This is a genomic window from Streptomyces rimosus subsp. rimosus (genome assembly GCF_000720725.1).
Classification (GTDB): domain Bacteria; phylum Actinomycetota; class Actinomycetes; order Streptomycetales; family Streptomycetaceae; genus Streptomyces; species Streptomyces rimosus_A.
In genome coordinates, this window is record NZ_JOCQ01000003.1 from 114,492 (window position 1) to 139,561 (window position 25,070).

Sequence of the window (25,070 nt, forward strand, 5' to 3'; positions counted from 1 at the left end):
CGGCTCTCCCAGGGCCGGGCCTCCCGGCGCCGGACCGCCCGGAGCCGGGCCTGCCGGGCCCGTACCGCCGGAGGCCGCACCGTCCGGAACCGCTCCCCGTCTCATTCAGCCCCGCCCTCGGCCCGCAGCACGTACCCCACCCCGCGCACCGTGTGCACCAGCCGCGGTTCGCCGCCCGCCTCCGTCTTGCGGCGCAGGTACATCACGTACACGTCCAGGGAGTTGGAGGTCGGCTCGAAGTCGAAGCCCCAGACCGCCTTGAGGATCTGCTCGCGGGTGAGCACCTGGCGCGGGTGTGCGAGGAACATCTCCAGCAGCGTGAATTCCGTGCGGGTCAGCTCGACCTGCCGGTCGCCGCGGGTCACCTCCCGCGTCGCCAGGTCCATCCGCAGGTCGGCGAAGGTCAGCGCGTCACCCTCCGCGGGCTGCGCGCCGGCCGCGGCCGCGTACGAGCTGCGGCGCAGCAGCGCGCGGATCCGGGCGAGGAGTTCGTCCAGCTCGAAGGGCTTGACGAGGTAGTCGTCGGCGCCGGCGTCCAGCCCGGTGACACGGTCGCCGACCGTGTCGCGGGCGGTCAGCATCAGGACCGGTACGGTCACCCCGCTCGCCCGCAGCCGCCGGGCGGCCGTCAGCCCGTCCATCCGGGGCATCAGCACATCGAGGACGATCAGTTCGGGGTCGTACGAGGCGACCTTCTCGACCGCGTCGAGGCCGTCGACGGCCTGCTCTGTCCCGTACCCCTCGAAAGCGAGGGAGCGCTGCAGCGCCTCGCGGACGGCCGGCTCGTCGTCGACGATCAGGATGCGGGCGGGCTGATCACCGTGCTCGGCGGGGCTCATTGCTCTGACTACCTCGGGTGTCGATGTGGGTGGCTGACCGGGGATTCCGCGGTCCTGCCCGTCAGCCTCGCACGTCGGCGGCCGGGGTGTGCCGCTCGGCACGGTGTTCAGGTCGTACGGGGGGTATGGCGCCGTGCGGTCGGGATACGGGGGCGTGGCGCTCACCTCCGTGCGGCGGCCCGGGGCGGCCGGGCCGGGCCCGCCGCGCCGGGCCGCTTGGGGCGGGTACGCGCCGCCGCCGCGACTTCGGCCGGGCGTTCCACGCGGGCTCCCGACACCCGTGCCTCGGCCTCCGCCAGGTCGAGGGCCAGATCCAGGTCGGCGGGCCCGGTACGGGCGTCCGCGCCGTGGTCGACGGTCCACACGCCCGCGCTGCGGCGTTCCTCGCCGGCGCTCCAGGCGATGGCGGCCGCGAGGGCGCGGCGGGCACGGTGGACCGGGACGGTGATCTTGCGGGCCATGGGGGCCTCCTCGTACGTGAGGTTCAGGATCGGGAGGGAGGGAGGGAGGGGCGGAGCAAGGAGGCAGGAAGCGGGAGGCAGCGGGAGGCAGAAGGAAGGGGCCGGGGCGGGAGGGCGGCGGGTCAGGGAAGAAACGTTTCAGAAGCGGTGCCGAAGATGGGGCCGGAGACAGGACCGGAGGTGGTGCCGGAGGTGGTGCCGGAGACGGGACCCAGAGGCGGGACCGGAGCCGGTTCCGCGAGCGGCCCCGGAAGACGGCGTACGCATGGCCGTCCGCCGCACCACCTCAGCTGCTCTGGCTGCCCCCCGCCCGCAGCTTCGCCAGGTCCGCCTTCACCGTGTTGATCGGGATCGCGAAGCCGAGGCCGACGCTCCCCGCCGAGCTGCTGCCCTGCGCGGAACTGGGCGAGTACATCGCCGAGTTGATGCCGATGATCCGGCCCTTCATGTCGATCAGCGCGCCGCCGGAGTTGCCGGGGTTGAGCGCCGCGTCGGTCTGGATGGCCTTGTACGTGGTCTTCGACTGGCCGGTGTCACCGTTGTACTGGTTGCCGCCGAACTCGAACGGCCAGCCCGGGCCGCCCTGCTCCTGCTGCCGCTGCCGCCCCTCGTCCTTGGGGACCGTCACATCCCGCTTGAGCGCGGAGACGATGCCGCTGGTGACCGAGCCGGTGAGGCCCTCGGGCGAGCCGATCGCGACAACCTCGTCGCCCACCGCCAGGTTGTCGGAGTTGCCGAGCGAGGCGGTGGTGAGGTTCTTGGCGCCCTTGACCTTGATCAGCGCCAGGTCCTTGTCCGGGTCGGTGCCCACGACGTCGGCCTGCTTCTTGCTGCCGTCGCTGAAGGTGACCTCGACCGAGGACGCGCCGGCCACCACGTGGTTGTTGGTGACGATCTCGCCGTCCGGGGTGATCACCACGCCGGAGCCGGTGGACTGACCACTGGACGTGCGCGCCTTGATCTCGACTATGGCGGGGCTGACCGCCTTGGCGACCGCCGAGACGCCGCCGCTCTTGGACGAGCCCGCGTTGACGGCCGGGGTGGTCGTACCGGCCTGCGGACGGTCCGTGGCGCTCCCTATGAGCGCGGCGCTGCCGCCGCCGATCAGGCCGGAGGCCAGTGCCACGGCCGCGATCAGCGCGACCGGGCGGCGGGCCCGGCGGCGCGGCGCGGGCGCGCCCGTACCGGTGGCGTCGGGGCCTTCCGGACCACCGGGGCCGCCAGGGCCGCCGAAACCGGCCGTACCGCCCGGACCGCCGGGGCCCGTGGGGGTGTCCTGACCCGCGGAAGCGCCCACCGCCGACATCTGCGCGCCGTACGGGGGGTGGGGCGGGGGCGGCGGATAGCCCGCCCCGCTCGCCCCGCCGCTCGTCCCGCCCTGCGCCTGCGGCCCGTGGGCGTAACCCTGGTACTGAGGTGTTTCGTCGCCGCTTCGGCGGTAGGTCTCGGTCATGTACCCGACTTTGCGAGCCGACCATGAGAACCGTCTGAGAACGCCCTGAGAGGCCCGACAGAAGTAGGTATGCCCGGTGTAAGGAAGATCAGCCGCGGGGCTGCCGGGCGGCCTCGGGACAGCCGGTCACGCGCGAGCCGGCCGGTCAGGCGCGAGGTGACTGATCGACGCTCGGCACCGAGCCGCCGGCCGCCGGACCGCAGCCGCACGAGCCCCGGACCACCAGCCGCGCCGGGAACTGCCGCAGCCGCTCGCGCCGCGACCCGACCACCCGCAGGCCGTCGTCCAGCACCAGGTCCACCGCGGCCCGCGCCATCGCCACCCGGTCCGAGGCGACCGTGGTCAGCGGCGGGTCGGTCAGCGCGGCTTCCTTGACGTCGTCGAATCCGGCCACGGCCAGTTCGCCCGGTACGTCGATGCGCAGCTCGCGGGCGGCCCGCAGGACGCCGATGGCCTGGTCGTCGGTCGCGCACATGATGGCCGGCGGCCGGTCGGGGCCGGCGAGCAGTTGCAGGGCGACCCGGTAGGCGTCGTAGCGGTTGTACGGCGCCTGGAAATACCGGCCTTCGAGCGACTTTCCGGACTCCTCCATCGCCCGGCGCCAGCCCTCCAGGTGGTCGGTGACCGGGTCGCCGGACTTCGGGGTCTCCTCCGTACCGCCGAGGAAGGCGACGTACGGGTGGCCGTGCTCCAGCAGATGCCGGGTCGCCAGCTGCGCGCCGCCGATGTCGTCCGTCATCACGGCCACGTCGTCAATCGCGTCGGGGCGCCGGTGCAGCAGCACCACCCGGGCGTCCCACGCGTCGATCTCCGCGGCGGCGTGCTCGCTGGGCCCCTGGCTGATCAGGATCAGGCCCGCCACCCGCATGCCCAAGAAAGCGCGCAAATAGTGCACTTCGCGCTCGTCCAGATAGTCGGCGTTGCCGACCAGGACCATCTTCCCGCGCTCGGCGGCCGCCTGCTCGACGGCGTGCGCCATCTCCGCGAAGAACGGCTGCCGGGTGTCCGGCACGATCAGACCTATGAGGTCCGTACGCCGGGACGCCATCGCCTGGGCCACCCGGTCGGGGCGGTATCCCAGTTCCTTGATCGCGGCGAGCACCCGCTCGCGCGTGGCCGGGGCGACCGGCCTCGGTCCGTTGTTGATGACGTAACTCACCACGGCGGTCGAGGTACCCGCCAGTTTTGCCACATCATCCCGCGTCACCTTGGCCACGCGCGGCAGTCTACGCGGGTGGTTCTACCGCTCGGCAGGCCGAGCGGCGGCGGCTTCCCTCCCGGCACCGGCGCGCGAGGGCGCCGTGCGGCGCGCGCCCGCGCCCGCGCCGTCCTCCGAGCCGTCGCCGTTCGCCGCGGCCCGGCCGCTGCGCTTGTCCTGCGGCTCCCGGTCCTCCGCCGTACGCTCGGGCTTCTCCGGGGTCACGAAGCGGTAGCCGACGTTGCGCACGGTGCCGATCAGCGACTCGTGCTCCGGGCCGAGCTTCGCGCGCAGCCGCCGTACATGGACGTCGACGGTGCGCGTACCACCGAAGTAGTCGTAACCCCAGACCTCTTGCAGCAGCTGGGCGCGGGTGAAGACGCGGCCGGGGTGCTGCGCCAGGTACTTCAGCAGCTCGAACTCCTTGAAGGTCAGGTCCAGGACCCGGCCCTTGAGCTTGGCGCTGTAGGTCGCTTCGTCCACCGAGAGATCGCCGTTGCGGATCTCCATCGGGCAGTCGTCGGCGGTGATCTGCTGGCGGCCCATGGCCAGCCGCAGCCGGGCCTCGACCTCGGCCGGGCCCGCGGTGTCCAGCAGGACGTCGTCGATGCCCCAGTCCGCGGTGACGGCGGCCAGCCCGCCCTCGGTCACCACCAGGACCAGCGGACAGCCCGGGCCCGTGGAGCGCAGCAGCTGGCACAGCGACCGTACGTGCGGCAGATCACGCCGCCCGTCGATCAGTATGACGTCGGCGCCGGGGGTGTCCACCAGGGCCGGGCCCTCGGCGGGGGCGACCCGCACGCTGTGCAGCAGCAGGCCGAGCGCGGGCAGCACCTCCGTCGAGGGCTGGAGGGCGTTGGTCAGGAGCAGCAGCGAGCTCATCGCCGATCACCCGCCCGGGTCCCGGCCGGCCGTTTACTGCCCTTCGTGTCCTGCACGCTTCGCTCGCCCATTGCGTCTGGTTCCTCCTCGGTCCCTGCGAACGGGGCCCCTCCCATGACGTTCTTCCCGGCCATGGGGGCGTCTGCGGCACTGCTTCCTACGGACGGGCTCCGCTGCCGCCCGGAGGGCCCTGCGGAGCGCCGGTGCTCATCGGCGCGTGAACGCGTTTCAAAGCACAAAAGGACCCGGGGGCAACGCTGCCCGGATCCTTCTTGCCCAGCAGAATAGCCCACATGACTTCCGGACCCGAGGCGGATTTTGCGCGATCTTGTGTTCCGTCGATCACTTCGAGTGGCCGGCGCACGTCGTTGTTGACGGAGGACGGGGTCCGGATCGAGGCCGCGTACACGCCTCCGCGCGCCCCCGTGGGCGCCCCCTCGGACGGCCTCGCCGTGGTCCTCGCGCACGGCTTCACCGGAGCGCTGGAACGGCCCGCGCTGCGCCGCGCGGCCGAGGTCTTCGCCCAGCATGCGGCCGTGATCACGTTCTCCTTCCGGGGCCACGGGCGGTCCGGCGGGCGCTCCACGGTCGGCGACCGCGAGGTGCTGGACCTGGCCGCGGCGGTCGGCTGGGCCCGGGCCCTGGGCCACCGCCGGGTCGCGACCGTGGGCTTCTCCATGGGCGGCTCGGTTGTCCTGCGGCACGCCGCGCTGTTCGGAGGGGCGCGCGGGGGGCGCACGGATGCGCGGACCGACATGGTGGTGTCGGTGAGTGCTCCCGCGCGGTGGTTCTACCGGGGTACGGCCTCGATGCGCAGGCTGCACTGGGTGGTGACGCGGCCCACGGGGCGCCTGGTGTCCCGCCTGGGGCTGAGAACCCGCATCCATCCGGAGGACTGGGACCCCGTACCGCTCTCCCCCGTCGCGGCCGTCCCGCGTATCGCCCCCACCCCGCTGCTGATCGTGCACGGCGACCGCGATCCGTACTTCCCGCTGGACCATCCGAGGATGCTCGCCGCTGCCGCCGACCCGGACACCGCGGAGCTGTGGCTGGAGCGCGGCTTCGGCCACGCGGAGAACGCGGCGCCCGAGGCGCTGCTCGAACGTATCGCTGCGTGGACGGCCGAACGGGCGACGGAGCGGGACGGGAACTGACGACGGCAGCCCGTACCGTGGATTCGGTACGGGCCGCCGTCGGTGCTCCCGTTCGCTCGGCCGCCGGTCACCCGGCCGCCGGTCACTCGGCTCCCGGTTATTCGGCTTCCGCCACCGGCTCCGCGAACTGTGCCGCGTACAGCCGTGCGTAGGCGCCGTCCGCGGCCAGCAGCGCGTCGTGGGTGCCCTGCTCGACGATCGCGCCGGATTCCATGACCAGGATCAGGTCGGCGTCGCGGATCGTGGAGAGCCGGTGGGCGATGACGAAGCTGGTGCGGCCGGTGCGCAGCTGGGCCATGGCGTGCTGGATGAGGACTTCGGTGCGGGTGTCGACGGAGCTGGTGGCCTCGTCCAGGACCAGGATCGCGGGTTCGGCGAGGAAGGCGCGGGCGATGGTGATCAGCTGTTTCTCGCCCACCGAGACGTTGGCGCCCTCGTCGTCGATGACGGTGTCGTAGCCGTCCGGGAGGGTGCGGACGAAGCGGTCCACGTGGGTGGCCTTCGCCGCCTCGATGATCTTGTCCATGGAGGTGCCCTCGGGCGCGCCGTAGGCGATGTTCTCGGCGATGGTGCCGCCGAAGAGCCAGGTGTCCTGGAGCACCATGCCGATGTTGGAGCGCAGCTCCTCACGGCTCATCGCCTGGATGTCCACGCCGTCCAGGGTGATCCGGCCGCCGCGCACCTCGTAGAAGCGCATGAGCAGGTTGACCAGCGTGGTCTTGCCGGCACCGGTCGGGCCGACGATCGCGACGGTCTGGCCCGGGTGGACGGCCAGCGACAGCTCGTCGATCAGGGGCTTGTCGTCCTCGTAGCGGAAGGAGACGTCCTCGAAGACGACGTGGCCGCTGATGTGCGCGGGGCGCGCGGGCGCGGCGGCGTCCGGCTCCTGCTCGGCGGCGTCCAGCAGCTCGAAGACCCGCTCCGCCGAGGCGACGCCGGACTGCACCAGGTTGGCCATCGAGGCGACCTGGGTGAGCGGCTGGCTGAACTGCCGGGAGTACTGGATGAACGCCTGCACGTCGCCGATGGACAGCGCGCCGGAGGCGACGCGCAGGCCGCCGACCACCGCCACCAGGACGTAGTTCAGGTTGCCGATGAACATCATCGCGGGCTGGATGATGCCGGAGATGAACTGCGCCTTGAAGCCCGCCTCGTACAGGTCCTCGTTCTCCTTGCGGAACAGCTCGGCGGACTCCTTCTGCCGGCCGAAGACCTTGACCAGGGAGTGGCCGGTGTACATCTCCTCGATGTGCGCGTTCAGCTTGCCGGTGGTCTTCCACTGCTGGACGAACTGGGGCTGCGCCCGCTTGCCGACCTTGGTGGCGACGACGACCGAGACCGGGACGGTGACCAGTGCGACCAGCGCGAGCAGCGGCGAGATGAAGAACATCATCGCCAGCACGCCGACGATGGTCAGCAGCGAGGTGAGGATCTGGCTCAGGGTCTGCTGGAGGGTCTGCGCGATGTTGTCGATGTCGTTGGTGGCGCGGGAGAGGACCTCGCCGCGCGGCTGCTTGTCGAAGTAGCGCAGCGGCAGCCGCGCCAGCTTCTCCTCGACCTGCTCGCGCAGCCGGAAGACGGTGCGCTGCACCACCCGGGTGGCGATGCGGGCCTGGACGAAGCCGAAGACCGAGGCGCCCACGTAGATCAGGAAGACCCACATCAGGACCGTGCCGACGGCGTTGAAGTCGATGCCCTGGCCGGGGACGACCGGCATCGTGCCGAGCATGTCGGCCAGCCCGTTGTCGCCCCGGTCGCGCAGGTGGGCGACGGCCTGGTCCTTGGTGATGCCGCCGGGCAGCTGCCGGCCGACGATGCCCGCCACGATCAGGTCGGTGGCGTGGCCGAGGACCTTGGGGCCCAGCACGGACAGCGCGACGCTCAGCAGGCCGAGCACCACGGCCACCCACATGACGGCGCGCTCGGGCCGCATCTGCCGCAGCAGCCGCAGACCGGAGCCGCGGAAGTCCATGACCTTCTCGGTGGGCTGGCCGCCCATCATGCGTGCGGGCCCCGCGGCGGGCGCGGGCCCGCGCCGCTGTGGCGCCTGGTGGCTACTCACGCGGCCTCCTGCTCGGTGAGCTGGGACAGGACGATCTCCCGGTACGTCTCGTTGTCCGCCATCAGTTCGGTGTGGGTGCCGGTGCCGACGACCCGGCCCTCGTCCAGGACCACGATGCGGTCGGCGCCGCGGATGGTGGAGACCCGCTGGGCGACGATCACGACGGTGGCACGGCCCGTCTCGCGGGCCAGCGCGGCCCGCAGGGCTGCGTCGGTGGCGTAGTCCAGGGCCGAGAAGGAGTCGTCGAACAGGTAGATCTCCGGTTTGCGCACCAGTGCCCGCGCTATGGCCAGACGCTGCCGCTGCCCGCCGGAGACGTTGCCGCCGCCCTGGGCTATCGGCGCGTTGAGACCGCCGTCCATGGCCTCGACGAAGTCGCGGGCCTGCGCGGTCTGCAGCGCGTGCCACAGCTCCTCGTCGGTGGCGTCCGGGTTGCCGTAGCGCAGGTTCGTGGCGACGGTCCCGGAGAAGAGGTACGGCTTCTGGGGGACGAGGCCGATGACGGAGGCCAGCGTTTCGGGGGCGAGGGTGCGCACGTCCACGCCGTCCACCAGCACCTGGCCGCCGGTCGCGTCGAACAGCCGGGGCACCAGGCCCAGCAGGGTGGACTTGCCGCTGCCGGTGGAGCCGATGACGGCGGTGGTCTCCCCCGGCCGGGCGCGCAGCGAGATGTCCTTGAGGACCGGCTCCTCGGCGCCCGGGAAGCGGAACTCCACCCCGCGCAGTTCCAGTTCACCGTGCCGGCGCAGCTCGGTGACCGGGGCCTTCGGCGGGATGACGCTGCTGTCGGTGCCCAGCACCTCCTCGATGCGCTCGGCGCAGACCTCGGCGCGCGGCAGCATCATCACCATGAACGTCGCCATCATGATCGACATGAAGATGTACATCAGATAGCTGAGGAAGGCGGTCAGCGCGCCGATCTGCATGCCACCGCTGTCGATGCGGTGCCCGCCGAACCAGACCACCGCCACGCTGGAGACGTTCACGACCAGCATGACCAGCGGGAACATCAGCGACATCAGCCGGCCGGCGCGCAGCGAGACGTCATACAGGTCGTGGTTGGCACCCGCGAAACGCTCACGCTCGTACCCGTCGCGCACGAACGCCCGGATGACCCGTATACCGGTGATCTGCTCGCGCAGCACCCGGTTGACGGTGTCGATGCGCTCCTGCACACCGCGGAACAGCGGGCGCATCCGGCGCACGATCAGCGACACCAGGACCGCCAGCACCGGCACGATGACCAGGATCAGGCCGGACAGCGGCACGTCCTGGTTGAGCGCCATCACCACGCCGCCGACGCACATGATGGGCGCCGCGACCATCATCGTGAACGTCATCAGGACCAGCATCTGGACCTGCTGCACGTCGTTGGTGGTACGGGTGATCAGGGACGGCGCGCCGAACCGGCCCACCTCACGGGCGGAGAAGGACTGCACCCGGTCGAAGACCGCGGCCCGGATGTCCCGGCCCAGCGCCATGGCCGTACGGGCGCCGAAGTACACCGCCCCTATGGAGCAGCAGATCTGCAGCAGCGTCACGCCGATCATGACGCCGCCGAGACCGACGATGTAGCCCATGTCCCCCTTGATGACGCCGTCGTCGATGATGTCGGCGTTCAGGGTGGGCAGGTAGAGGGTGGCCAGCGTCTGGATGAGCTGGAGCAGCACGATCAGGGATATGGGGCGCATATGGGGTCGCAGATGCGCCCGCGCCAATCGGACCAACACCTTTCGAGCCTAAGCGAGCGATGACCACCGGCAATCGAATTTCCCGGCGCCACCCGAACGGGCCAGAGGGTTTTGCCAGAACTTGTCCGGACACCCGCCGCGGTCGACCGGAACGGGGGGCCTCGCGGCGTACGCCATCATGGAGGCACCCTGAACGACGCGACGACGTGACCACGTAACGACGCACGACGAACGACGAACAACGACGAACGACGACGAAGAGGCCGCCGTGACAACAACAGGCACCGTGCGCTACTGGGCCGCGGCGAAAGCCGCCGCCGGCACCGCCGAGGAGCCGTACGCGGCGGCGACGCTCGCCGAGGCGCTGGCCGCGGCGCGCGAGCGGCACGCCGCGAACCCGGAGTTCGCCCGCGTCCTGCTGCGCTGTTCGTTCCTGGTGGACGGGGACCCGGTCGGCAGCCGCGATCACGCGGCCGTCCGGCTGGCCGAGGGCGGCACCGTCGAGGTCCTGCCGCCGTTCGCGGGAGGATGAGCGAGAGCATGAGCGAGAACCAGTCGCCGAATCCGTACGGGTCCTACGGGCCGTACGAGCCGCAGGACCAGCAGCAGCCGCAGCGCCCCGCCCCCGACCCGCAGGCGCCGTACGGGGCGCCCGGGACGTACGAGAACAGCGGTGCGTACGGGGCGCAGGAGTCGCAGTCGTACGGCGGTTACGACGGCACGTACGGCCAGGCGCCGCAGCAGCCGTACGGGCAGCAGCCGCAGCAGTCGTACGGACAGCAGGCATACGGAACCCCGCCGTACGGGCAGCAACAGCACCAGCAGCATCCCCCGCAGCACAACTACGACGCGTACGGGCAGCCCCAGCAGACGGCCTGGCCCGCGGCGGCCGGACAACAGCAGCAGACCGGGCAGTACGGACAGCCGGGGCAGGGCGGGCAGTCCGGCCAGTACGCCACCGGCCACGACGGCCGTCCGGGCTACGGCCAGGCCCCGGCCCAGGGCACTTCGTACGGACAGGACGCCTACGCCACGGGCGGCGGCCAGGACGACCCGCAGACCCAGATCTGGACGGCGCCGACCTGGGAGACCAGCACCGACCTGCCGGTCGTGAACCGACCCGGCCCGGGGACCGACCCGTCGGCCGCGGAAACCTCGTACCTGCCGAAGCAGAGCCCCGTGCCGGCCGCCGCGCGCAGCCCCCAGCCGCAGCCCCAGTCCCCGCCGCAGACCGGCGCGCGGTCGCGGCACCGGGGCGCGGCGGAGCCCGAGCGGCCGTCGGACGGGCCCGCGCCCGACCTGTCGCAGCTCGCGCCCAACCAGCGCGCCCGCGCCGAGGGCCGGTCGCCGATCATCCCGCCCGGCCTCCAGCCCGCGGCCGTCACCGCCGCGCTGGCCGCGCTCCTGGCGCTCGCCGCGCCGCTGCCCCGGGTGGCCCTGATGGTGCCGGTGGTGCTGCTCCAGGCCGTCACCGCGGCCGGCTGGTTCCGCCTCAACGGCATGTGGCCGGCCCGGCAGGGCATCGCGCTCGCCTTCCTGGCAGGTGTGACCACCGACATCGCGCTGCTGGCCACCGACCGCGAACAGGCGCCCGTGGTCGCCATCGGCACGCTCGGCGTCTGGTGCCTGTTCGTGCTGATCCTCCAGCTGCGCAACCGCAGCAGCGCCGACGAGCGGATGTACGCGCTGACCGCGGGCCTCACCTCGACCGCCCTCACGGTGCTGGCCGCCGGCCAGCTGGCCGCCGCGGCGAGCGCGGTGACGGTGGGCTGCGTCGCGGTGGCCGTGGCCACCCTCGCCCGCGCGCTGCCGCTGCCCCCGGTCCCGTCGCTCGCCGTCGCCCTGCTCGGCGGCGCGGGCGCGGGCATCGCGGCCGGCCAGCTCACCGGCCTGGGCGCGGCCGGCGCCCTGCTCGGCCTGGTGGCCGCGGGCTGCGCCCTGATCGGCCTCCGCGTGGCCAGCTACGACTACCCGTCCCGCTTCGTCCACCTCACCGCGGGCGTGGCCCTGCCGCTGACGCTGGCGGCGCCGGCGGTGTACGTCCTGGGGCGGGCGCTGGTCTGACACACCGGTTCACGGGCGGGCCCGGTGTTACGCGGGTCCGCCCGCCCCCCTGCCGGAGGTGGTGCCCCGGACCGCGAAGATCCGTCTCCCCGCACCGGCCGGTTAGGCTCACGGGAACAGACCGGGGGTCTGACCCGGTACGAAACCGGGCCGAAATCGGCCCCACGCCTGGGGGTAGTGGTTCGATGCGCGCACTGAAAGTGCTGTTGGTGATCGTCGTGATACTCGGCGGCCTGTTCGTGGCCGCCGACCGGGTGGCCGTGAACATCGCCGAGGACAAGGCCGCGGACAAGATCCGCAGCAGCCAGGGGCTGGACCGTACGCCCGAGGTCTCGATCGCCGGCTTCCCGTTCCTGACGCAGGTCGCGAACCGCAGCCTGGACGAGGTGGACGCCAGGATCGACGGCTTGAACGCCACCGCCGAGGGCCACACGCTGCGCATCCAGCAGCTGTCGGCGCAGTTCCACGACGTGAAGCTGACCAGCGACTACACCTCGATCGAGAGCGCCGCGAGCGCGACCGGCGAGGCCCGTATCTCGTACGCGGACCTGACCACCGCGTCCGGCAAGAACGTCAAGGTGAGCTACGGCGGCGAGAAGAACGGCAAGAGCCAGGTGAAGATCTCGCCGAACCTGCCGAACCTGCCGATGCTGAACGCGCTGGAGGTCACCGGCACGGTGAGCGTCACGGGCGGCGACACCGTACGGCTGCGCGCCGACAAGCTCCCGGCCCTGTGCTCGCAGCTGTCCGCCTGCCGCGACCAGGTCCGCGCGCAGACCGACCACGAGTGGAAGCTGGACCGGCTGCCCGGCGGTCTGAAGCTGGACAAGGTCGTCTCGACGCGCGACGGCATCTCGATCTCGGCCAGCGGCACGAACGTCAAGATCCAGGGCTGAGAGCCGGTGCCGTGACCCCGGCCGGGGCTCCCCCCACCCCCGGCCGGGGCGGTAACGGTACGGATCGCCGCGAAACACCCCGGCCGTCCGGGCACTGAGACACCCCGTCCCGCACGCCAGACCGACACCGCAGCGGAGGCCGCTCCGGGGTGCCCCGCAAGCCTCTTCCGGCCACCCCTCGTACCGCCATACGGACGAAGCCGTCTCAACATCCGACACACCGGTGACACGTCAAGCCGTCCCTCCCTACGATCGGTCGCATGCAGAGCTCTCTGAGCGGTCCCCGTCACCGGGGACAGGCGAATCTCACGAAGCGGCGGGCAGTCGACCTGTGCCGCGTCGCCGCCATGCTCTGTCGCACTGCCTGACGGGCGGCCTCTCCCCCCGTACACGCCCGGCCCCACTGAGGCCACCCCTGCCACTTCCCACGCAGCGCCGCGACCCTCGCCGCAGCGCGCATCGGCGTACGCGTGCCCCGCAACTGCCCCGGAGGAGAACAACATGAGCCGTAGCGACGTCCTGGTGGACGCCGACTGGGTCGAGGCCCACATCGACGACCCCAAGGTGGTCGTCGTCGAGGTCGACGAGGACACCTCGGCCTACGACAAGAACCACATCAAGAACGCCGTCCGCATCGACTGGCAGAAGGACCTCCAGGACCCGGTGCGCCGCGACTTCGTCGACCAGGCGGGCTTCGAGAAGCTGCTCTCCGAGAAGGGCATCGCCAACGACGACACGGTCGTCCTCTACGGCGGCAACAACAACTGGTTCGCCTCGTACGCGTACTGGTACTTCAAGCTGTACGGCCACGGCAGCGTCAAGCTGCTCGACGGCGGCCGCAAGAAGTGGGAGCTGGACTCCCGCGACCTGGTCGACGGCTCGCAGGTGCCGAACCGCCCGAAGACCGACTACAAGGCGAAGGCCCAGGACACCTCCATCCGCGCCTTCCGGGACGACGTCGTCGCCGCGATCGACAACCTCAACCTGGTCGACGTGCGCTCCCCCGACGAGTTCAGCGGCAAGCTGCTCGCCCCCGCGCACCTGCCGCAGGAGCAGTCGCAGCGCCCCGGCCACGTGCCCAGCGCCCGCAACATCCCGTGGTCGAAGAACGCCAACGACGACGGCACCTTCAAGTCGGACGACGAGCTCAAGGCCCTCTACGAGGCCGAGAACGTGGACCTGGCCAAGGACACCATCGCCTACTGCCGCATCGGCGAGCGCTCCGCGCTCACCTGGTTCGTCCTGCACGAGCTGCTCGGCCAGACCAACGTCAAGAACTACGACGGCTCCTGGACCGAGTACGGCTCGCTGGTCGGCGTGCCGATCGAGCTCGGCGCCGCGAAGTAGGCGCACCGCCGCAGTACCGCCTCCCCGTACCCCTCAACCCTCCAAGGAAGTACCGACATGTGTGGAGCACAGGCCGGCGGCCCGGACGCTTCGACCATCAAGCCGGGCGAGACCACCATCCAGGGCAGCGTGACCCGCGACGGCCAGCCCGTCACCGGTTACGTGCGCCTGCTGGACAGCACCGGCGAGTTCACCGCGGAGGTCCCCACCTCGGCGACCGGTCAGTTCCGCTTCTACGCGGCCGAGGGCACCTGGACGCTGCGCGCGCTGGTCCCGGGCGGGACCGCCGACCGCACCGTGGTCGCCCAGAAGGGCGGTCTCGCGGAGGTCGCCATCGCCGTCTGACGACGGCATCCATACGTACACGCGTACGGCCGGAGGGCCGCACCCCAGGGGTTTGGACGCCTTGGCTGGGGGTGCGGCCCTCCGCGCTTCCCAGGCACCCCCGCCGGACCTACGGTGGAAGCATGTCCGCGCACCAGCGACCGCCCGCGCAGCGCCGGCACCGCCGGTACTTCGTCCTGATGGGCGTGTGCATCGCCCTGTTCGTGCTGGCGTGGGGCGTGGTACGGCTGTGGTCCGTACCGGCGGCCGTGGCGATGTGCGTGGTCGCCATGGTCATCCCGCCGTTCGCGGCGATCATCGGCAACCGGCGGGAGCCGGGTGAGCGCTGGTGGGACGAGTCGGGCGACCCGGAGTCGGACCGGTGGTGGCGCGAGCTGGACGACCACGGCCCCGGGTCCGGCCGCCGCTGAGCCGCGGCCCCGGACCACCGCCCCCGGTACACGCCTCAGTAGACCAGCGCCTGCACCCCGTCCGGCATGACCTCGCTCACGAAGACCTGTGCCCCGGCGATCCGGGCGCCCTCGATCAGGTCCTTCTCCTCGATGTCCCGGCGGGCCGCGCACTGCGTGCACACGGTGACGGTGCCGCCGCCCGACACGATCCCGTCGATCAGGTCCGGCAGCGGGGCCGAATGCGGCAGCTCGAACTCCGCCGCGCGCCCCGGCAGCGCGAACCACGCCGACTCGCCGGTCAGCCACAGGGACACCTGCACCCCGCTGGCCACGGCCACCGCCGCCACCGTGAACGCCTGCGAACACCGCTCGGGCGCGTCCGCCCCCGCCGTCACCTTGATCACCAGCTTCTTCGCCATACCCGCACTCTAGAGCGCCTCCGCACGTCCCCGGTCGCCCGCGCGCCGGGCGGGACCGACCTCACAGCGCCGGGCCCGACCGCGCCGACTAGACTCGCTCCCGGTCCGTAACACCTCACTGACGTCCGAGGAGCGCGCTCGTGCTTGAGGCAGTCTTCACCACCCTGCTCGTCCTGGTCGCCGTCGGCGTCGTCGCCTTCGCCGGGCTGACCTGGAAGAAGCTGTACCAGGGCCAGCGCTAAAGATTTAAACCCTTCCCCCGAAACAGATCGCCTGAGCTGATGATCGAGATCCCTTCCGACCTGAACCCGGCCCTCGTGCCCCTCGCCTTCCTGCTGGGCAACTGGGAGGGCGCGGGCGTCGCCGACTTCCCCGGTTCCGAGAAGTGCAACTTCGGCCAGGAGGTCACCTTCACCCACGACGGCCGTGACTTCCTGGAGTACACCTCGCACAGCTGGGTGCTCGACGGCGAGGGCAAGAAGGTCGCTCCGCTGGAGACCGAGTCCGGCTACTGGCGCATCGACAAGGACCGCAAGGTCGAGATCGTGATGATCCGCGACGGGGGTGTCGCGGAGGTCTGGTACGGCGAGCTGGCCGACCAGAAGCCGCAGATCGACCTGGCCACCGACGCCGTCGCGCGCACCGCCGCCTCCGGCCCGTACACCGGCGGCAAGCGCCTGTACGGCTACGTGAACAGCGACCTGATGTGGGTCGGCGAGAAGGCCACCCCCGAGGTGCCGCTGCGCCCGTACATGTCCGCGCACCTGAAGAAGGTCGTCGACCCGCGCGAGTGGGCCAAGGACATCAAGGACCTGCCGGACGACGGCATCGCGTTCTTCAAGTAGACGCACACCGTCACACTGCGCCCCGCGGGGAAAGTCCGGTGAGAGTCCGGCGCTGACCCGCAACGGTAAGCGGAAGCCTCCTTCCGCGAGCCCGATCGCCCGCGGGGGCGCCCGTTCCTGACAACTCGCCGTGGACTGCGAGGGGACTTTCGCCGCCGGCCTCGCGCCACGCGCCGTCACCCCGAGCGTACGGACGCGGCCCGAGCCGAAGGCGTACGTCCTTGGCCGCCCCCGCCCGTACCGCCGCTCCCCCGGAGCCCGCCCGCGGGCCGCGCCGTGCCGCCGCTCCGGTGCGTACCGTCCCGCTGGCCGCCGGGCTCGTCCTGGCGCTGCTCGTCTCGCTGCTGTGCGGCGTCGGATTCGGCGCCTCCGGCGTCGGCTGGGCCGATGTACTGCGCTATCTCGGCGCGGGGCTCAGCGGCGGCACCATCGCCCCGGACGAGGTCTCCGCCTACACCATCGTGTGGGAGCTGCGCTTCCCGCGCGCCGTGCTGGCCGCCGTGGTCGGCGCCGGGCTCTCCGCCATCGGCGTCGCCGTGCAGGCCCTGGTGCGCAACGCGCTCGCCGACCCGTTCGTGCTCGGCATCTCCTCCGGCGCCGCGGTCGGCGCCAACGCCGTCCTGCTCTTCGGCTCGCTCGGCGCGCTCGGCGTCTGGGCACTGTCCACCGCCGCGTTCGGCTCGGCGCTGCTGGCCATGGTCCTGGTGTACGCGGCGGCCCGCAGCGCGCACGGCCTGACGCCGCTGCGCCTGGTCCTGACCGGCTCCGCGATGTACTACGGCTTCTCCGCCGTCTCCACGCTGATGATCTTCGCCCACGACCACGGCGAGGCGGCGCGCTCCGCGATGATGTGGCTGCTCGGCAGCCTCAGCGGTGCGGGCTGGGGCTCGGTGCCGGTCGCCGCGGCGGCGGTGGCCGGGGGGCTGCTGTACCTGATGCTCTCCGCGGGCCGCCTGAACGCGCTCGCCATGGGCGACGAGTCGGCCGCCGCGCTCGGCGTGGACCCGGGGCGGCTGCGCCGGGAGCTGTTCGCGGTCACGGCGGCCGTCACCGGCGCGGTGGTCGCGGTCAGCGGGGCGATCGGGTTCGTCGGGCTGATGGTGCCGCATGTGACGCGGATGCTGGTGGGCGCCGGGCACCGCCGGGTGCTGGTGGTGGCGCCGCTGCTGGGCGCGGTGCTGCTGGTGTGGGTGGACGTCCTGTCCCGGGTGCTGCTGGCGCCCGTCGAGCTGCCGGTCGGGGTGATCACGGCCGTCATCGGGGTGCCGTGCTTCGTGCTGCTGATGCGGCGGCGGGGTTACGCGTTCGGGGGCGGGGCGTGATGCGGGGACATGGCAGGCCGTACGCGATACGGGGACACGGCACGTCATTCGGAGGCGAGGTCTGATGCGGCTCGATATCGACGCGGTGTCCGTGGACGTGGCCGGGGCCCGGCTCGTGCACGACATCACCCTGCGCGCCGGCAGCGGCCGGGTCGTCGGGCTGGTCGGGCCCAACGGCAGCGGCAAGTCCACGCTGCTGCGCTGCGCGTACCGCGCGCTGCGCCCGGCCGCCGGAGCGGTACGGCTCGATGGCGCCGAACTGCACGCCATGGGCGTACGCGAAAGCGCCCGCCAACTGGCCGCGCTGCCGCAGGAGTCGGCGACCGAGTTCGGCTTCACGGCCGCCGAGGTGGTCGCGATGGGGCGGCTGCCGCACCAGCGCGGATCGGGGCGCCCCAGCGCCGCGGACCTGCGGGTGTGCGAGCGCGCGCTGGAGCGTACCGGCGCCGCGCACCTGGCCGGGCGCGCCTTCCTGAGCCTGTCCGGCGGCGAGAAGCAGCGCGTCCTGATCGCCCGCGCGCTGGCCCAGGAACCGCGGGTGCTCGTACTGGACGAGCCGACCAACCACCTCGACATAGCGCAGCAGTTGGAGCTGCTGACGCTGGTACGGGACAGCGGGCTGACGGTCCTGACCGCGCTGCACGACCTCAATCTGGCGGCCGGGCACTGCGACGACCTGTACGTCATCTCGCGCGGCCGGATCGTCGCCTCCGGCGCGCCGCACGACGTACTGGCCCCGGAGCTGCTGGCCGAGGTGTTCGGGGTGCGCGCGCACCGCGTACCGCACCCGGAGACCGGCGCCGTACAGCTCCTGTTCGACCGCCTGCCCAGCCGCACCGACGCACCGACCACCTCGTGAGGCCCCTTATGCGCACCCGCCACCGCTCCGCCGCCCTGCTCACCGCTCTCGCGCTCGCCGCGCTCACCGGCTGCGGCGCGCACGTCGCCGAGGGCGGGAAGGGCGACTCCGCGAAGGCGTCCGGAGCCGGTTCCGGGCACTACCCGGTCACCGTCGAGAACTGCGGCACGAAAACCACGTACGACAAGGCCCCGCGCCGGGTGGTCACCAACGACGTCGGGATCGCGGACATCATGTTCGCGCTCGGGCTGGAGGACCACATGGCCGGGTACGTGATGCCGGCGTACCGGGGGAAGATCGACGCCGTCGCCTGGAAGGACGCCTACGGCAAGGTGCCCTGGCTGTCCAAGAAGGCGATCACCAAGGAACTGGCCCTGGACGCCAAGGCCGACCTGGTCTTCGCCGGCTGGAACTACGGCTTCGGTGAGGACAGCGACGTCACCCCCGCCTCCCTGAAGAAGCTCGGCATCGGCAGCTACGTCCTGACCGAGTCCTGCCGCAACGGGGCCGACGGCGACAAGGGCACCGCGCGCGGCGTGATGCCGCCGCTGGACGCGCTCTACACCGACCTGAGGACGCTGGGGAAGATCTTCGACGTCGAGGACCGGGCGGACGCGCTGATCGCCACGTACCGCAAGCAGGTCGCCGACGCGCAGGCCAAGGCGCCGAAGGACGGCGCGCGGCCGACCGTCTTCCTGTACGACGGCGGCCAGGACAAGCCGATGACCTCCGGCCGCTTCGCCGGGCCGCACGACATCATCACCAAGGCCGGCGGCGACCACGTGATGAAGGACCTGAAGGACTCCTGGACCACGGTGGGCTGGGAGACGGTGGTCGAACGCGACCCCGACGTGATCGTCATCAACGATTACGGCACGCCGACCGCCGAACAGAAGAAGTCATTCCTGAAGTCGTACGCGCCGCTGAAGAACGTCTCGGCGGTCAAGAACGACCGCATCTACGTCATGGACTACGCCGACCTGGTGGAGAGCCCGCGCAATCCCGCGGCCGTCACGGCACTGTCCGGCTACCTGCGGAGCGTAGGCGGGCACTGAGACCCCTCGGTGCCGTGCCCCTCCTACACTGTGAGCGTGGTGAGCAGCGACTGGCAGAGCGACCTCCGCAAGCGCGGGTACCGGCTGACCCCGCAGCGACAGCTCGTGCTGGAGGCGGTGGACAAACTCGAACATGCCACCCCGGACGACATCCTCACCGAGGTGCGGCGGACGGCGGGCGGCGTGAACATCTCCACCGTCTACCGGACGCTGGAGCTGCTGGAGGAGCTGAACCTGGTCAGCCATGCCCACCTCGGGCACGGCGCGCCCACGTACCACCTCGCCGACCGGCACCACCACATCCACCTGGTGTGCCGGGACTGCACGGAAGTGATCGAGGCCGATCTGTCGGTGGCCGAACCGTTTACGGCGACGCTGCGGGAAACGTTCGGCTTCGACACGGACCTGAAGCACTTCGCGATCTTCGGGCGCTGTGCGGAGTGCACCGGCAAACACTCGGCGAAGGTGCCGGACGGCGGGCCGGGCGCCTGACGCACGGGGGCGCGGCGGCCACCTGCGCACCGGTCGTAGGCTGGGGGTATGCCGCGCCAACGTGAAGCCAGTCCGCTGCTGTCGCTGCCCGGTGCCGTTCCGGCCGAGGCCCCCGACGAAGGAGTCGCCGCCCACTACGGCGACCTGTTCCGCGAACAACGCGCCCTCGCGGACGGCCGTGGCTTCGTGGACCTCTCGCACCGCGGCGTGGTCACCGTCAGCGGCCCCGAGCGGCTGAGCTGGCTGCACCTGCTGCTGACCCAGCACGTCACCGAGCTGCCGCCCGGCCACGCCACCGAAGCACTGATCCTCTCCGCCAACGGCCACATCGAGCACGCGCTGTACCTCGTCGACGACGGGGAGACGACGTGGCTGCACACCGAGCCGGGCGACGAGGAGCCGCTGCTCGCCTACCTGGAGAGCATGAAGTTCTTCTACCGGGTCGAGATCGCCGACCGTACGGAGGAGTACGCGGTCGTCCACCTCCCCGCCGGCTCCATCGCCGAGGCTCCGGAGGACGCCGTCGTACGGGAGACCGCGCACGGCCGGGACCTGTTCCTGCCGCGCGGCGAGCTGGAGTCCTTCGCGGCGGCCAACGGGCCGGCCGCCGGCACCCTGGCCCTGGAGGCGCTGCGCGTGGAGGCGCACCGGCCGCGGCTGGGCATGGAGACCGACCACCGCACCATCCCGCACGAGCTGGGCTGGATCGGCACCGCCGTGCACCTCCAGAAGGGCTGCTACCGCGGCCAGGAGACGGTGGCCCGCGTCCACAACCTGGGGAAGCCGCCGCGCCGCCTGGTCTTCCTGCACCTGGACGGCAGCGAGGTGCACCTGCCGCCGCACGGCGCGCCCGTACGCCTCGCCGCCGACGGCCCCGAAGGCCGCCAGCTCGGCTTCATCACCACCTCGGCCCGCCACCACGAGCTGGGCCCCATCGCCCTGGCCCTGGTCAAGCGCAACGTCCCCGTGGACGCGGAGCTGCTGGCGGAGAGCACGGCGGCGGCGCAGGAGGCCGTGGTCGAGCCGTAAGCGGCCGGATGCGGCGCCCGCCGGACCGGCGGGCGCCCGGGTCCCCGCTCAAGTCCCCGCTCAGACCTCCAGCAACACCGTGAACGGCCCGTCGTTCGTCAGGCTCACCTTCATGTCCGCGCCGAAGCGGCCCGTGGCGACCTCCGCGCCCAGGGCGCGCAGCTGAGTGACGACCTCGTCCACGAGGGGTTCGGCGACCGGACCGGGCGCCGCCGCGTTCCAGGTGGGCCGACGGCCCTTGCGGGCGTCACCGTAGAGAGTGAACTGGCTGACCACCAGCAGGCCCGCACCCGTGTCCGAGCAGGACTTCTCGCCGTCCAGGATGCGCACCGACCACAGCTTGCGGGCGAGCTGCGCCGCCTTCGCCGGGGTGTCGTCGTGCGTGACCCCGACCAGCACGCACAGCCCTTCTCCGACGATCTCCCCGACCGTCTCGCCGTCCACCACGACGCGTGCGCCGTCGACCCTCTGCACCACTGCTCGCATACCGCCCATGATGCACCGGGCCCCGCGGGCCGTTGACAGCCGTCCCGGCCCGGGGCCGTTCGGGTGCCATGGCCATGGCTGGCCCTGCGGGGGCCCCGCCCGCAGTGGCACGATGCGTGCACGCGGTGTGTTTCACGGTCAACCTGCCCGTGCGACCGCACCGGACGAGGGGACGGAAACCACTCATGAGCACTGCCGGTTCCGGGCACACACCCGGTCCCGTACCGACCGCCCGTACGGCGCCGGCCTCGGCCCGTACGACCACGACGGCCCAGGCGCACCCCGGGCCCGCCCGCACGGAGGACGGTCCCATGGTCCAGGCAGGCACGGCGGCGGCACCGCACCGCGCCCCGCTGCAACGCGACCGCTTCCGCCCGGTTCCCCGGCCCGACCTGAACGGGCTGAGCCTGCCCGACCTGCGGGTGCTGCGGCGCGAGGCGCAGCGGGAGGAGGCCGACCTGAGCTATGTGCGGCGCCTGCTCCAGGGCCGGATCGACATCCTGCGCGCCGAGAGCACCCGCCGCACGGCCCCGCACTCGCCGCTGCTGGACCGCCTGCCGGAGATCCTGGCGGACGGGCCGTCGCGGCACCGCTCCTCGGCCCGCCACGTGACGCTCGGCATGCCGCACAGCGAGGAGTACCGCCAGCTGGCGGAGCAGATGCTCGGCGAGGTGGAACTGTCGGACCTCACCGCCCGTACGGACCAGGAACTGCACGACGCGATGTGCCGCCTGGTCCGCTATGAGCAGCAGGTCTCGCGGCGCCGCCAGTCCCTCCAGCGGACCGCCGACGATTGCAGTGCGGAGATCGCGCGCAGGTACCGTGAAGGCGAAGCACAAGTAGACGACCTGCTCTCCTGACCCCGCGGCCACCGGTTCCGGGAGGAGCGCGGGCCACCTCCCGGAAGGCCGCCGCCGATGAGCACTGCCCCCGTTACCGACGGGTCCGCCCCGTCCGGTATATCCCCCGTCCTCGCCGAGGTCGTGCGTTCGGGCTTCGTCGAGGGCCGGCACCGCGGATCGCTGGTGGTCCTGGCCGCGGACGGCAGCGTCGAGACCGCACTCGGAGATGTCACCTCCCCGGTCTTCCCGCGCTCCGCCAACAAGCCGATGCAGGCCGCGGCCATCCTGCGGGCAGGCCTGGACCTGTCGGGCGAGCGGCTGGCGCTGGCCGCGGCGAGTCATTCGGGCGAGGGCTTCCACCTCGACCTGGTGCAGAAGATGCTCAGCGAGCACGGCCTGTCCACGGATCAGCTGCGCACCCCGCCGGACCTGCCGCTGGACCCGGCGGAGGCGGAGACGTACCTGGCGTCCGGGCGGGTGCGCGAGCCGCTGACGATGAACTGCTCCGGCAAGCACGCCGCGATGCTGGCGGCCTGCGCCGCCAACGGCTGGCCGCTGGACTCCTACCTCCACCCGGAGCACCCGCTCCAGCAGCTGGCGCTGGAGGCGGTGCGCTCCGCGAGCGGCGAGCGCGTCGAGCACATCGGTACGGACGGCTGCGGCGCCCCGCTGATGGCGATCTCGCTGACCGGCCTGGCCCGCTCCTTCCGGCACTTCGTGCTGGCCGAGCCGGGCACGCCGGAGCGGCGGGTGGCCGACGCGATGCGCGCGCACCCGGAGTACGTGGCCGGCACCCGCCGCCCCGACACCTGGCTGATGCAGGCGGCGCCCGGCGTGCTGTCCAAGATGGGCGCGGAGGCCGTGCAGGCGGTGGCGCTGCCGGACGGGCGCGCGCTGGCGTTCAAGGTGGACGACGGGGCGACCCGTACCCTCGGCCCGATACTCGCCCGCGTCCTGCGCGAGATGGGCGTCGAGTCGCCGGTACTGGCGCGGATCGGGGAAGCACCGCTGCTGGGCGGCACCGAACGCGTCGGGGAGATCCGCGCGGCGTTCTGAGGCGCTGCCGGGTGCCCGTACGGCCGGGCACCCGCCCTCCCCCGAAATTGCCGCGACGGCGGTACAGGGCCGTGGCTACCGTACGCGCATGGACATCGAGGTGCGTACGGTCGGCGACGACGACCTGCCCGAGTGGATACGGGCCATGGAGGTGGGCTTCCTGCGGGCGCCCAAGGCCTCCGAGGAGCAGATCGAGTATCGCCGCACCCGCTATGACCCGGCCCGTACCCAGGGCGCGTACGACGACGGCCGCTGTGTCGCCACGTTCCGCAGCTTCGCGCAGGAGCTGACCGTCGTCGGCGGGGCGCCGGTGCCCGCCGACGCCGTCTCGAACGTGACGGTCTCCCCCACCCACCGGCGGCGCGGCCTGCTCAGCCGGATGATGGCCAACGACCTGCGGCTCGCCAAGGAGCGCGGGGACGCCCTCGCCACACTGATCGCCGCGGAGTTCCCGATCTACGGGCGGTACGGCTTCGGCCCGGCCGCCTGGGCCACCGAGTGGCAGATCGACGTGGCGCGCGCCGGGCTCGACCCGCGCCACGCGGGCCCGGACTGCGGCGGCCGGATCGACTTCGCCGACGCCACCGAAGTGCTGGAGGCGGGCCCCGCCCTCCACGACCGCTTCCGGGCCCGGCAGCCCGGCGCGATCGACCTCTCCCACGACTGGTGGCGGGAGCTGACCGGCGCGAACCCGCGCCCGTACAACCCCGCCAAGGACCGCTTCCACGCCCTCTACCGCAGCCCGTCCGGCGAGGTCGAGGGCCTGGTCTCGTACCGGGCGGACGACACGTGGGAGCGCAAGCTGCCGCAGAACACGGTCACCGTCGACCGCCTGACCGCGCTCACCCCGGCCGCCGAGCGGGCCCTGTGGCGGTTCCTGTGCTCGATCGACTGGGTCATGTACGTCAAGTCCGGCTTCCGCGGTCCCGACGACCTCCTGCCGTACCACCTCGGCGACCCGCGCGCGGCGAAGATCGAGCAGCACGCCGACTACCTGTGGATCCGGCCGCTGGACATCCCCCGGCTGCTGGAGGCCCGTACGTACCCGGCCGAGGGCTCCCTCGTCCTGGAGATACGGGACGCGGCGGGGCTGGCCGACGGCCGCTTCCTGCTGGAGGCCGGCCCATCGGGCGCCACCTGCACACGCACGACCCGAAGCGCTGAACTGACCCTCGATGTACGCGACTTCGCGGCCCTCTACCTGGGCGACGAGTCCGCGGTACGCCTCCACGCGCTGGGCCGCATCACCGAAGAGCGCCCGGGCGCCCTGACGACCTCCGACCTCCTGCTGCACACCGCCCGCCGCCCCTGGTGTCCGGAGGTCTTCTGACCGGCACCGCGCGCCGGGAGCCGGGCGGTGGTGTGCTGCATAAGGTGGCGGAAACAAGTAACGGCCCAGGCGGAAGTTGCAGGACACCGCCCACCACCGGAGCAGGAGGACGGCGACCATGAGTGACGCGAACACGGAGCCACAGGGTCCCGACACGACCGAGCACGCCCACGACCCCGAGGTGCTGCAGCTCGCGGCCAAGGTCTTCGACCTGGCCCGGCACGGCGACACCAGCACCCTCGCCGCCTATGTGGACGCCGGGGTCCCGGCCACGCTCACCAACGACAAGGGCGACTCCCTGGTAATGCTCGCCGCCTACCACGGCCACGCCGACACCGTGGCGGCCCTCCTGGAGCGCGGCGCCGACCCCGACCGCACCAACGACCGCGGCCAGACCCCGCTGGCCGGCGCCGTCTTCAAGGGCGAGGACGCGGTCGTACGGCTGCTGGTGGCACACGGCGCGGATCCGGCCGCGGGGGCGCCGTCGGCGGTGGATACGGCGCGGATGTTCCAGAAGGGGGAGTTGCTGGGGTTGTTCGGGGTGGAGTGAG

27 protein-coding genes are annotated in these 25,070 nt (G+C 72.2%); 18 read left to right on the top strand and 9 right to left on the bottom strand.

Annotated features, from left to right (window positions below; translation table 11 throughout):
- Window positions 1-101: 101 nt before the first annotated feature.
- The 5 genes from IH45_RS0102460 to IH45_RS0102480 all read right to left on the bottom strand — a co-directional run bounded on the left by IH45_RS0102460 (window position 102) and on the right by IH45_RS0102480 (window position 4,833).
- A complete protein-coding gene (locus IH45_RS0102460; protein ID WP_030660464.1) occupies window positions 102-839 on the bottom strand; it encodes a response regulator transcription factor in 738 nt (245 codons plus the stop codon).
- A 161-nt stretch (window positions 840-1,000) separates the two neighbouring features.
- A complete protein-coding gene (locus IH45_RS0102465) occupies window positions 1,001-1,300 on the bottom strand; it encodes a hypothetical protein (protein WP_030660467.1) in 300 nt (99 codons plus the stop codon).
- A 286-nt stretch (window positions 1,301-1,586) separates the two neighbouring features.
- Entirely contained in the window at window positions 1,587-2,753 is a 1,167-nt protein-coding gene (locus tag IH45_RS0102470; RefSeq protein WP_030660470.1) for a S1C family serine protease, read from the bottom strand.
- 145 nt (window positions 2,754-2,898) lie between these two features.
- Window positions 2,899-3,969, bottom strand: coding sequence for a LacI family DNA-binding transcriptional regulator (locus IH45_RS0102475; RefSeq protein WP_050514468.1), 1,071 nt, complete (start codon window positions 3,967-3,969; stop codon window positions 2,899-2,901).
- Between the two features lie 24 nt (window positions 3,970-3,993).
- Window positions 3,994-4,833, bottom strand: a complete 840-nt coding sequence (locus IH45_RS0102480) for a response regulator transcription factor (RefSeq protein ID WP_030660474.1) — start codon at window positions 4,831-4,833, stop codon at window positions 3,994-3,996.
- Between the two features lie 293 nt (window positions 4,834-5,126).
- Between IH45_RS0102480 and IH45_RS0102485 the strand changes: the two genes are divergently transcribed.
- Entirely contained in the window at window positions 5,127-5,987 is an 861-nt protein-coding gene (locus IH45_RS0102485) for an alpha/beta hydrolase (RefSeq protein ID WP_030660478.1), read from the top strand.
- Window positions 5,988-6,084: 97 nt separating this feature from the next.
- On the opposite strand, the gene IH45_RS0102490 is transcribed toward IH45_RS0102485, so the two are convergent.
- The gene (locus tag IH45_RS0102490; RefSeq protein WP_234440403.1) at window positions 6,085-7,986 is read right to left on the bottom strand and encodes an ABC transporter ATP-binding protein; all 1,902 of its coding nucleotides are present in this window, start codon (window positions 7,984-7,986) and stop codon (window positions 6,085-6,087) included.
- Between the two features lie 59 nt (window positions 7,987-8,045).
- A complete protein-coding gene (locus IH45_RS0102495) occupies window positions 8,046-9,779 on the bottom strand; it encodes an ABC transporter ATP-binding protein (protein ID WP_030660484.1) in 1,734 nt (577 codons plus the stop codon).
- Between the two features lie 229 nt (window positions 9,780-10,008).
- Here IH45_RS0102495 and IH45_RS0102500 point away from each other — a divergent pair, with 229 nt between their 5' ends.
- The 7 genes from IH45_RS0102500 to IH45_RS01000000143025 all read left to right on the top strand — a co-directional run bounded on the left by IH45_RS0102500 (window position 10,009) and on the right by IH45_RS01000000143025 (window position 14,802).
- A complete protein-coding gene (locus IH45_RS0102500) occupies window positions 10,009-10,272 on the top strand; it encodes a MoaD/ThiS family protein (RefSeq protein ID WP_208853437.1) in 264 nt (87 codons plus the stop codon).
- A gap of 8 nt (window positions 10,273-10,280) precedes the next feature.
- Window positions 10,281-11,804 carry a hypothetical protein gene (locus IH45_RS0102505; protein ID WP_030660487.1) on the top strand — a complete coding sequence of 508 codons (1,524 nt, stop codon included), beginning with the start codon at window positions 10,281-10,283 and terminating at the stop codon, window positions 11,802-11,804.
- Between the two features lie 185 nt (window positions 11,805-11,989).
- A complete protein-coding gene (locus tag IH45_RS0102510; protein WP_030660497.1) occupies window positions 11,990-12,700 on the top strand; it encodes an LmeA family phospholipid-binding protein in 711 nt (236 codons plus the stop codon).
- Window positions 12,701-12,960: 260 nt separating this feature from the next.
- Window positions 12,961-13,068: a putative leader peptide gene (locus IH45_RS1000000150935; protein WP_394298653.1), complete on the top strand. Its 108-nt coding sequence runs from the start codon at window positions 12,961-12,963 to the stop codon at window positions 13,066-13,068.
- A gap of 133 nt (window positions 13,069-13,201) precedes the next feature.
- Window positions 13,202-14,047, top strand: a complete 846-nt coding sequence (locus IH45_RS0102515) for a sulfurtransferase (protein WP_030660500.1) — start codon at window positions 13,202-13,204, stop codon at window positions 14,045-14,047.
- A 57-nt stretch (window positions 14,048-14,104) separates the two neighbouring features.
- Complete coding sequence (locus IH45_RS0102520; RefSeq protein WP_030660503.1) at window positions 14,105-14,392, top strand: DUF1416 domain-containing protein; 288 nt, start codon at window positions 14,105-14,107, stop codon at window positions 14,390-14,392.
- A 122-nt stretch (window positions 14,393-14,514) separates the two neighbouring features.
- Window positions 14,515-14,802, top strand: a complete 288-nt coding sequence (locus IH45_RS01000000143025; RefSeq protein WP_030660506.1) for a DUF3099 domain-containing protein — start codon at window positions 14,515-14,517, stop codon at window positions 14,800-14,802.
- 35 nt (window positions 14,803-14,837) lie between these two features.
- On the opposite strand, the gene IH45_RS0102530 is transcribed toward IH45_RS01000000143025, so the two are convergent.
- Entirely contained in the window at window positions 14,838-15,203 is a 366-nt protein-coding gene (locus tag IH45_RS0102530; protein ID WP_030660509.1) for a DsrE family protein, read from the bottom strand.
- A 281-nt stretch (window positions 15,204-15,484) separates the two neighbouring features.
- On the opposite strand from IH45_RS0102530, the gene IH45_RS0102540 reads away from it, so the two are divergent.
- The 6 genes from IH45_RS0102540 to ygfZ all read left to right on the top strand — a co-directional run bounded on the left by IH45_RS0102540 (window position 15,485) and on the right by ygfZ (window position 20,805).
- Window positions 15,485-16,048 carry a heme-binding beta-barrel domain-containing protein gene (locus tag IH45_RS0102540; RefSeq protein ID WP_030021049.1) on the top strand — a complete coding sequence of 188 codons (564 nt, stop codon included), beginning with the start codon at window positions 15,485-15,487 and terminating at the stop codon, window positions 16,046-16,048.
- A 290-nt stretch (window positions 16,049-16,338) separates the two neighbouring features.
- On the top strand, window positions 16,339-17,370 hold the full coding sequence (locus IH45_RS0102545) for a FecCD family ABC transporter permease (protein WP_234440404.1): 1,032 nt from the start codon (window positions 16,339-16,341) through the stop codon (window positions 17,368-17,370).
- 64 nt (window positions 17,371-17,434) lie between these two features.
- Complete coding sequence (locus IH45_RS0102550; RefSeq protein ID WP_030660516.1) at window positions 17,435-18,229, top strand: ABC transporter ATP-binding protein; 795 nt, start codon at window positions 17,435-17,437, stop codon at window positions 18,227-18,229.
- 8 nt (window positions 18,230-18,237) lie between these two features.
- Window positions 18,238-19,284 (top strand): ABC transporter substrate-binding protein, encoded by a 1,047-nt coding sequence (locus IH45_RS0102555; protein WP_030660519.1) that lies wholly within the window; start codon window positions 18,238-18,240, stop codon window positions 19,282-19,284.
- 36 nt (window positions 19,285-19,320) lie between these two features.
- Window positions 19,321-19,776, top strand: a complete 456-nt coding sequence (locus IH45_RS0102560; protein ID WP_030660523.1) for a Fur family transcriptional regulator — start codon at window positions 19,321-19,323, stop codon at window positions 19,774-19,776.
- 48 nt (window positions 19,777-19,824) lie between these two features.
- Window positions 19,825-20,805, top strand: a complete 981-nt coding sequence (ygfZ, locus tag IH45_RS0102565) for a CAF17-like 4Fe-4S cluster assembly/insertion protein YgfZ (protein WP_030660526.1) — start codon at window positions 19,825-19,827, stop codon at window positions 20,803-20,805.
- Window positions 20,806-20,865: 60 nt separating this feature from the next.
- Here the strand turns inward: ygfZ and dtd are convergent, their stop codons facing one another.
- Window positions 20,866-21,291 (bottom strand): D-aminoacyl-tRNA deacylase, encoded by a 426-nt coding sequence (gene dtd, locus IH45_RS0102570; protein ID WP_030660530.1) that lies wholly within the window; start codon window positions 21,289-21,291, stop codon window positions 20,866-20,868.
- Between the two features lie 311 nt (window positions 21,292-21,602).
- On the opposite strand from dtd, the gene IH45_RS0102575 reads away from it, so the two are divergent.
- The 4 genes from IH45_RS0102575 (at window position 21,603) to IH45_RS0102590 (ending at window position 25,069) form a co-directional block, all read left to right on the top strand.
- Complete coding sequence (locus IH45_RS0102575) at window positions 21,603-22,151, top strand: RsiG family protein (RefSeq protein WP_394298655.1); 549 nt, start codon at window positions 21,603-21,605, stop codon at window positions 22,149-22,151.
- A 57-nt stretch (window positions 22,152-22,208) separates the two neighbouring features.
- Window positions 22,209-23,189, top strand: coding sequence for an asparaginase (locus IH45_RS0102580; RefSeq protein ID WP_030660535.1), 981 nt, complete (start codon window positions 22,209-22,211; stop codon window positions 23,187-23,189).
- An 88-nt stretch (window positions 23,190-23,277) separates the two neighbouring features.
- The gene (locus IH45_RS0102585) at window positions 23,278-24,519 is read left to right on the top strand and encodes a GNAT family N-acetyltransferase (RefSeq protein ID WP_030660537.1); all 1,242 of its coding nucleotides are present in this window, start codon (window positions 23,278-23,280) and stop codon (window positions 24,517-24,519) included.
- 118 nt (window positions 24,520-24,637) lie between these two features.
- Window positions 24,638-25,069, top strand: coding sequence for an ankyrin repeat domain-containing protein (locus IH45_RS0102590; RefSeq protein WP_030660540.1), 432 nt, complete (start codon window positions 24,638-24,640; stop codon window positions 25,067-25,069).
- Window position 25,070 lies beyond the last annotated feature (1 nt).

Coding starts and splice junctions, on each gene's coding strand:
- IH45_RS0102580 (WP_030660535.1), top strand. CDS start 22,209: ATGAGCACTGCCCCCGTTACCGACGGGTCCGCCCCGTCCGGTATATCC.
- IH45_RS0102555 (WP_030660519.1), top strand. CDS start 18,238: ATGCGCACCCGCCACCGCTCCGCCGCCCTGCTCACCGCTCTCGCGCTC.
- IH45_RS0102585 (WP_030660537.1), top strand. CDS start 23,278: ATGGACATCGAGGTGCGTACGGTCGGCGACGACGACCTGCCCGAGTGG.
- IH45_RS0102465 (WP_030660467.1), bottom strand. CDS start 1,300: ATGGCCCGCAAGATCACCGTCCCGGTCCACCGTGCCCGCCGCGCCCTC.
- IH45_RS0102505 (WP_030660487.1), top strand. CDS start 10,281: ATGAGCGAGAACCAGTCGCCGAATCCGTACGGGTCCTACGGGCCGTAC.
- IH45_RS0102480 (WP_030660474.1), bottom strand. CDS start 4,833: ATGAGCTCGCTGCTGCTCCTGACCAACGCCCTCCAGCCCTCGACGGAG.
- dtd (WP_030660530.1), bottom strand. CDS start 21,291: ATGCGAGCAGTGGTGCAGAGGGTCGACGGCGCACGCGTCGTGGTGGAC.
- IH45_RS0102515 (WP_030660500.1), top strand. CDS start 13,202: ATGAGCCGTAGCGACGTCCTGGTGGACGCCGACTGGGTCGAGGCCCAC.
- IH45_RS0102460 (WP_030660464.1), bottom strand. CDS start 839: ATGAGCCCCGCCGAGCACGGTGATCAGCCCGCCCGCATCCTGATCGTC.
- IH45_RS01000000143025 (WP_030660506.1), top strand. CDS start 14,515: ATGTCCGCGCACCAGCGACCGCCCGCGCAGCGCCGGCACCGCCGGTAC.
- IH45_RS0102530 (WP_030660509.1), bottom strand. CDS start 15,203: ATGGCGAAGAAGCTGGTGATCAAGGTGACGGCGGGGGCGGACGCGCCC.
- IH45_RS0102490 (WP_234440403.1), bottom strand. CDS start 7,986: ATGGGCGGCCAGCCCACCGAGAAGGTCATGGACTTCCGCGGCTCCGGT.
- IH45_RS0102510 (WP_030660497.1), top strand. CDS start 11,990: ATGCGCGCACTGAAAGTGCTGTTGGTGATCGTCGTGATACTCGGCGGC.
- IH45_RS1000000150935 (WP_394298653.1), top strand. CDS start 12,961: ATGCAGAGCTCTCTGAGCGGTCCCCGTCACCGGGGACAGGCGAATCTC.
- IH45_RS0102470 (WP_030660470.1), bottom strand. CDS start 2,753: ATGACCGAGACCTACCGCCGAAGCGGCGACGAAACACCTCAGTACCAG.
- IH45_RS0102520 (WP_030660503.1), top strand. CDS start 14,105: ATGTGTGGAGCACAGGCCGGCGGCCCGGACGCTTCGACCATCAAGCCG.
- ygfZ (WP_030660526.1), top strand. CDS start 19,825: ATGCCGCGCCAACGTGAAGCCAGTCCGCTGCTGTCGCTGCCCGGTGCC.
- IH45_RS0102575 (WP_394298655.1), top strand. CDS start 21,603: ATGGTCCAGGCAGGCACGGCGGCGGCACCGCACCGCGCCCCGCTGCAA.
- IH45_RS0102550 (WP_030660516.1), top strand. CDS start 17,435: ATGCGGCTCGATATCGACGCGGTGTCCGTGGACGTGGCCGGGGCCCGG.
- IH45_RS0102590 (WP_030660540.1), top strand. CDS start 24,638: ATGAGTGACGCGAACACGGAGCCACAGGGTCCCGACACGACCGAGCAC.
- IH45_RS0102485 (WP_030660478.1), top strand. CDS start 5,127: ATGACTTCCGGACCCGAGGCGGATTTTGCGCGATCTTGTGTTCCGTCG.
- IH45_RS0102540 (WP_030021049.1), top strand. CDS start 15,485: ATGATCGAGATCCCTTCCGACCTGAACCCGGCCCTCGTGCCCCTCGCC.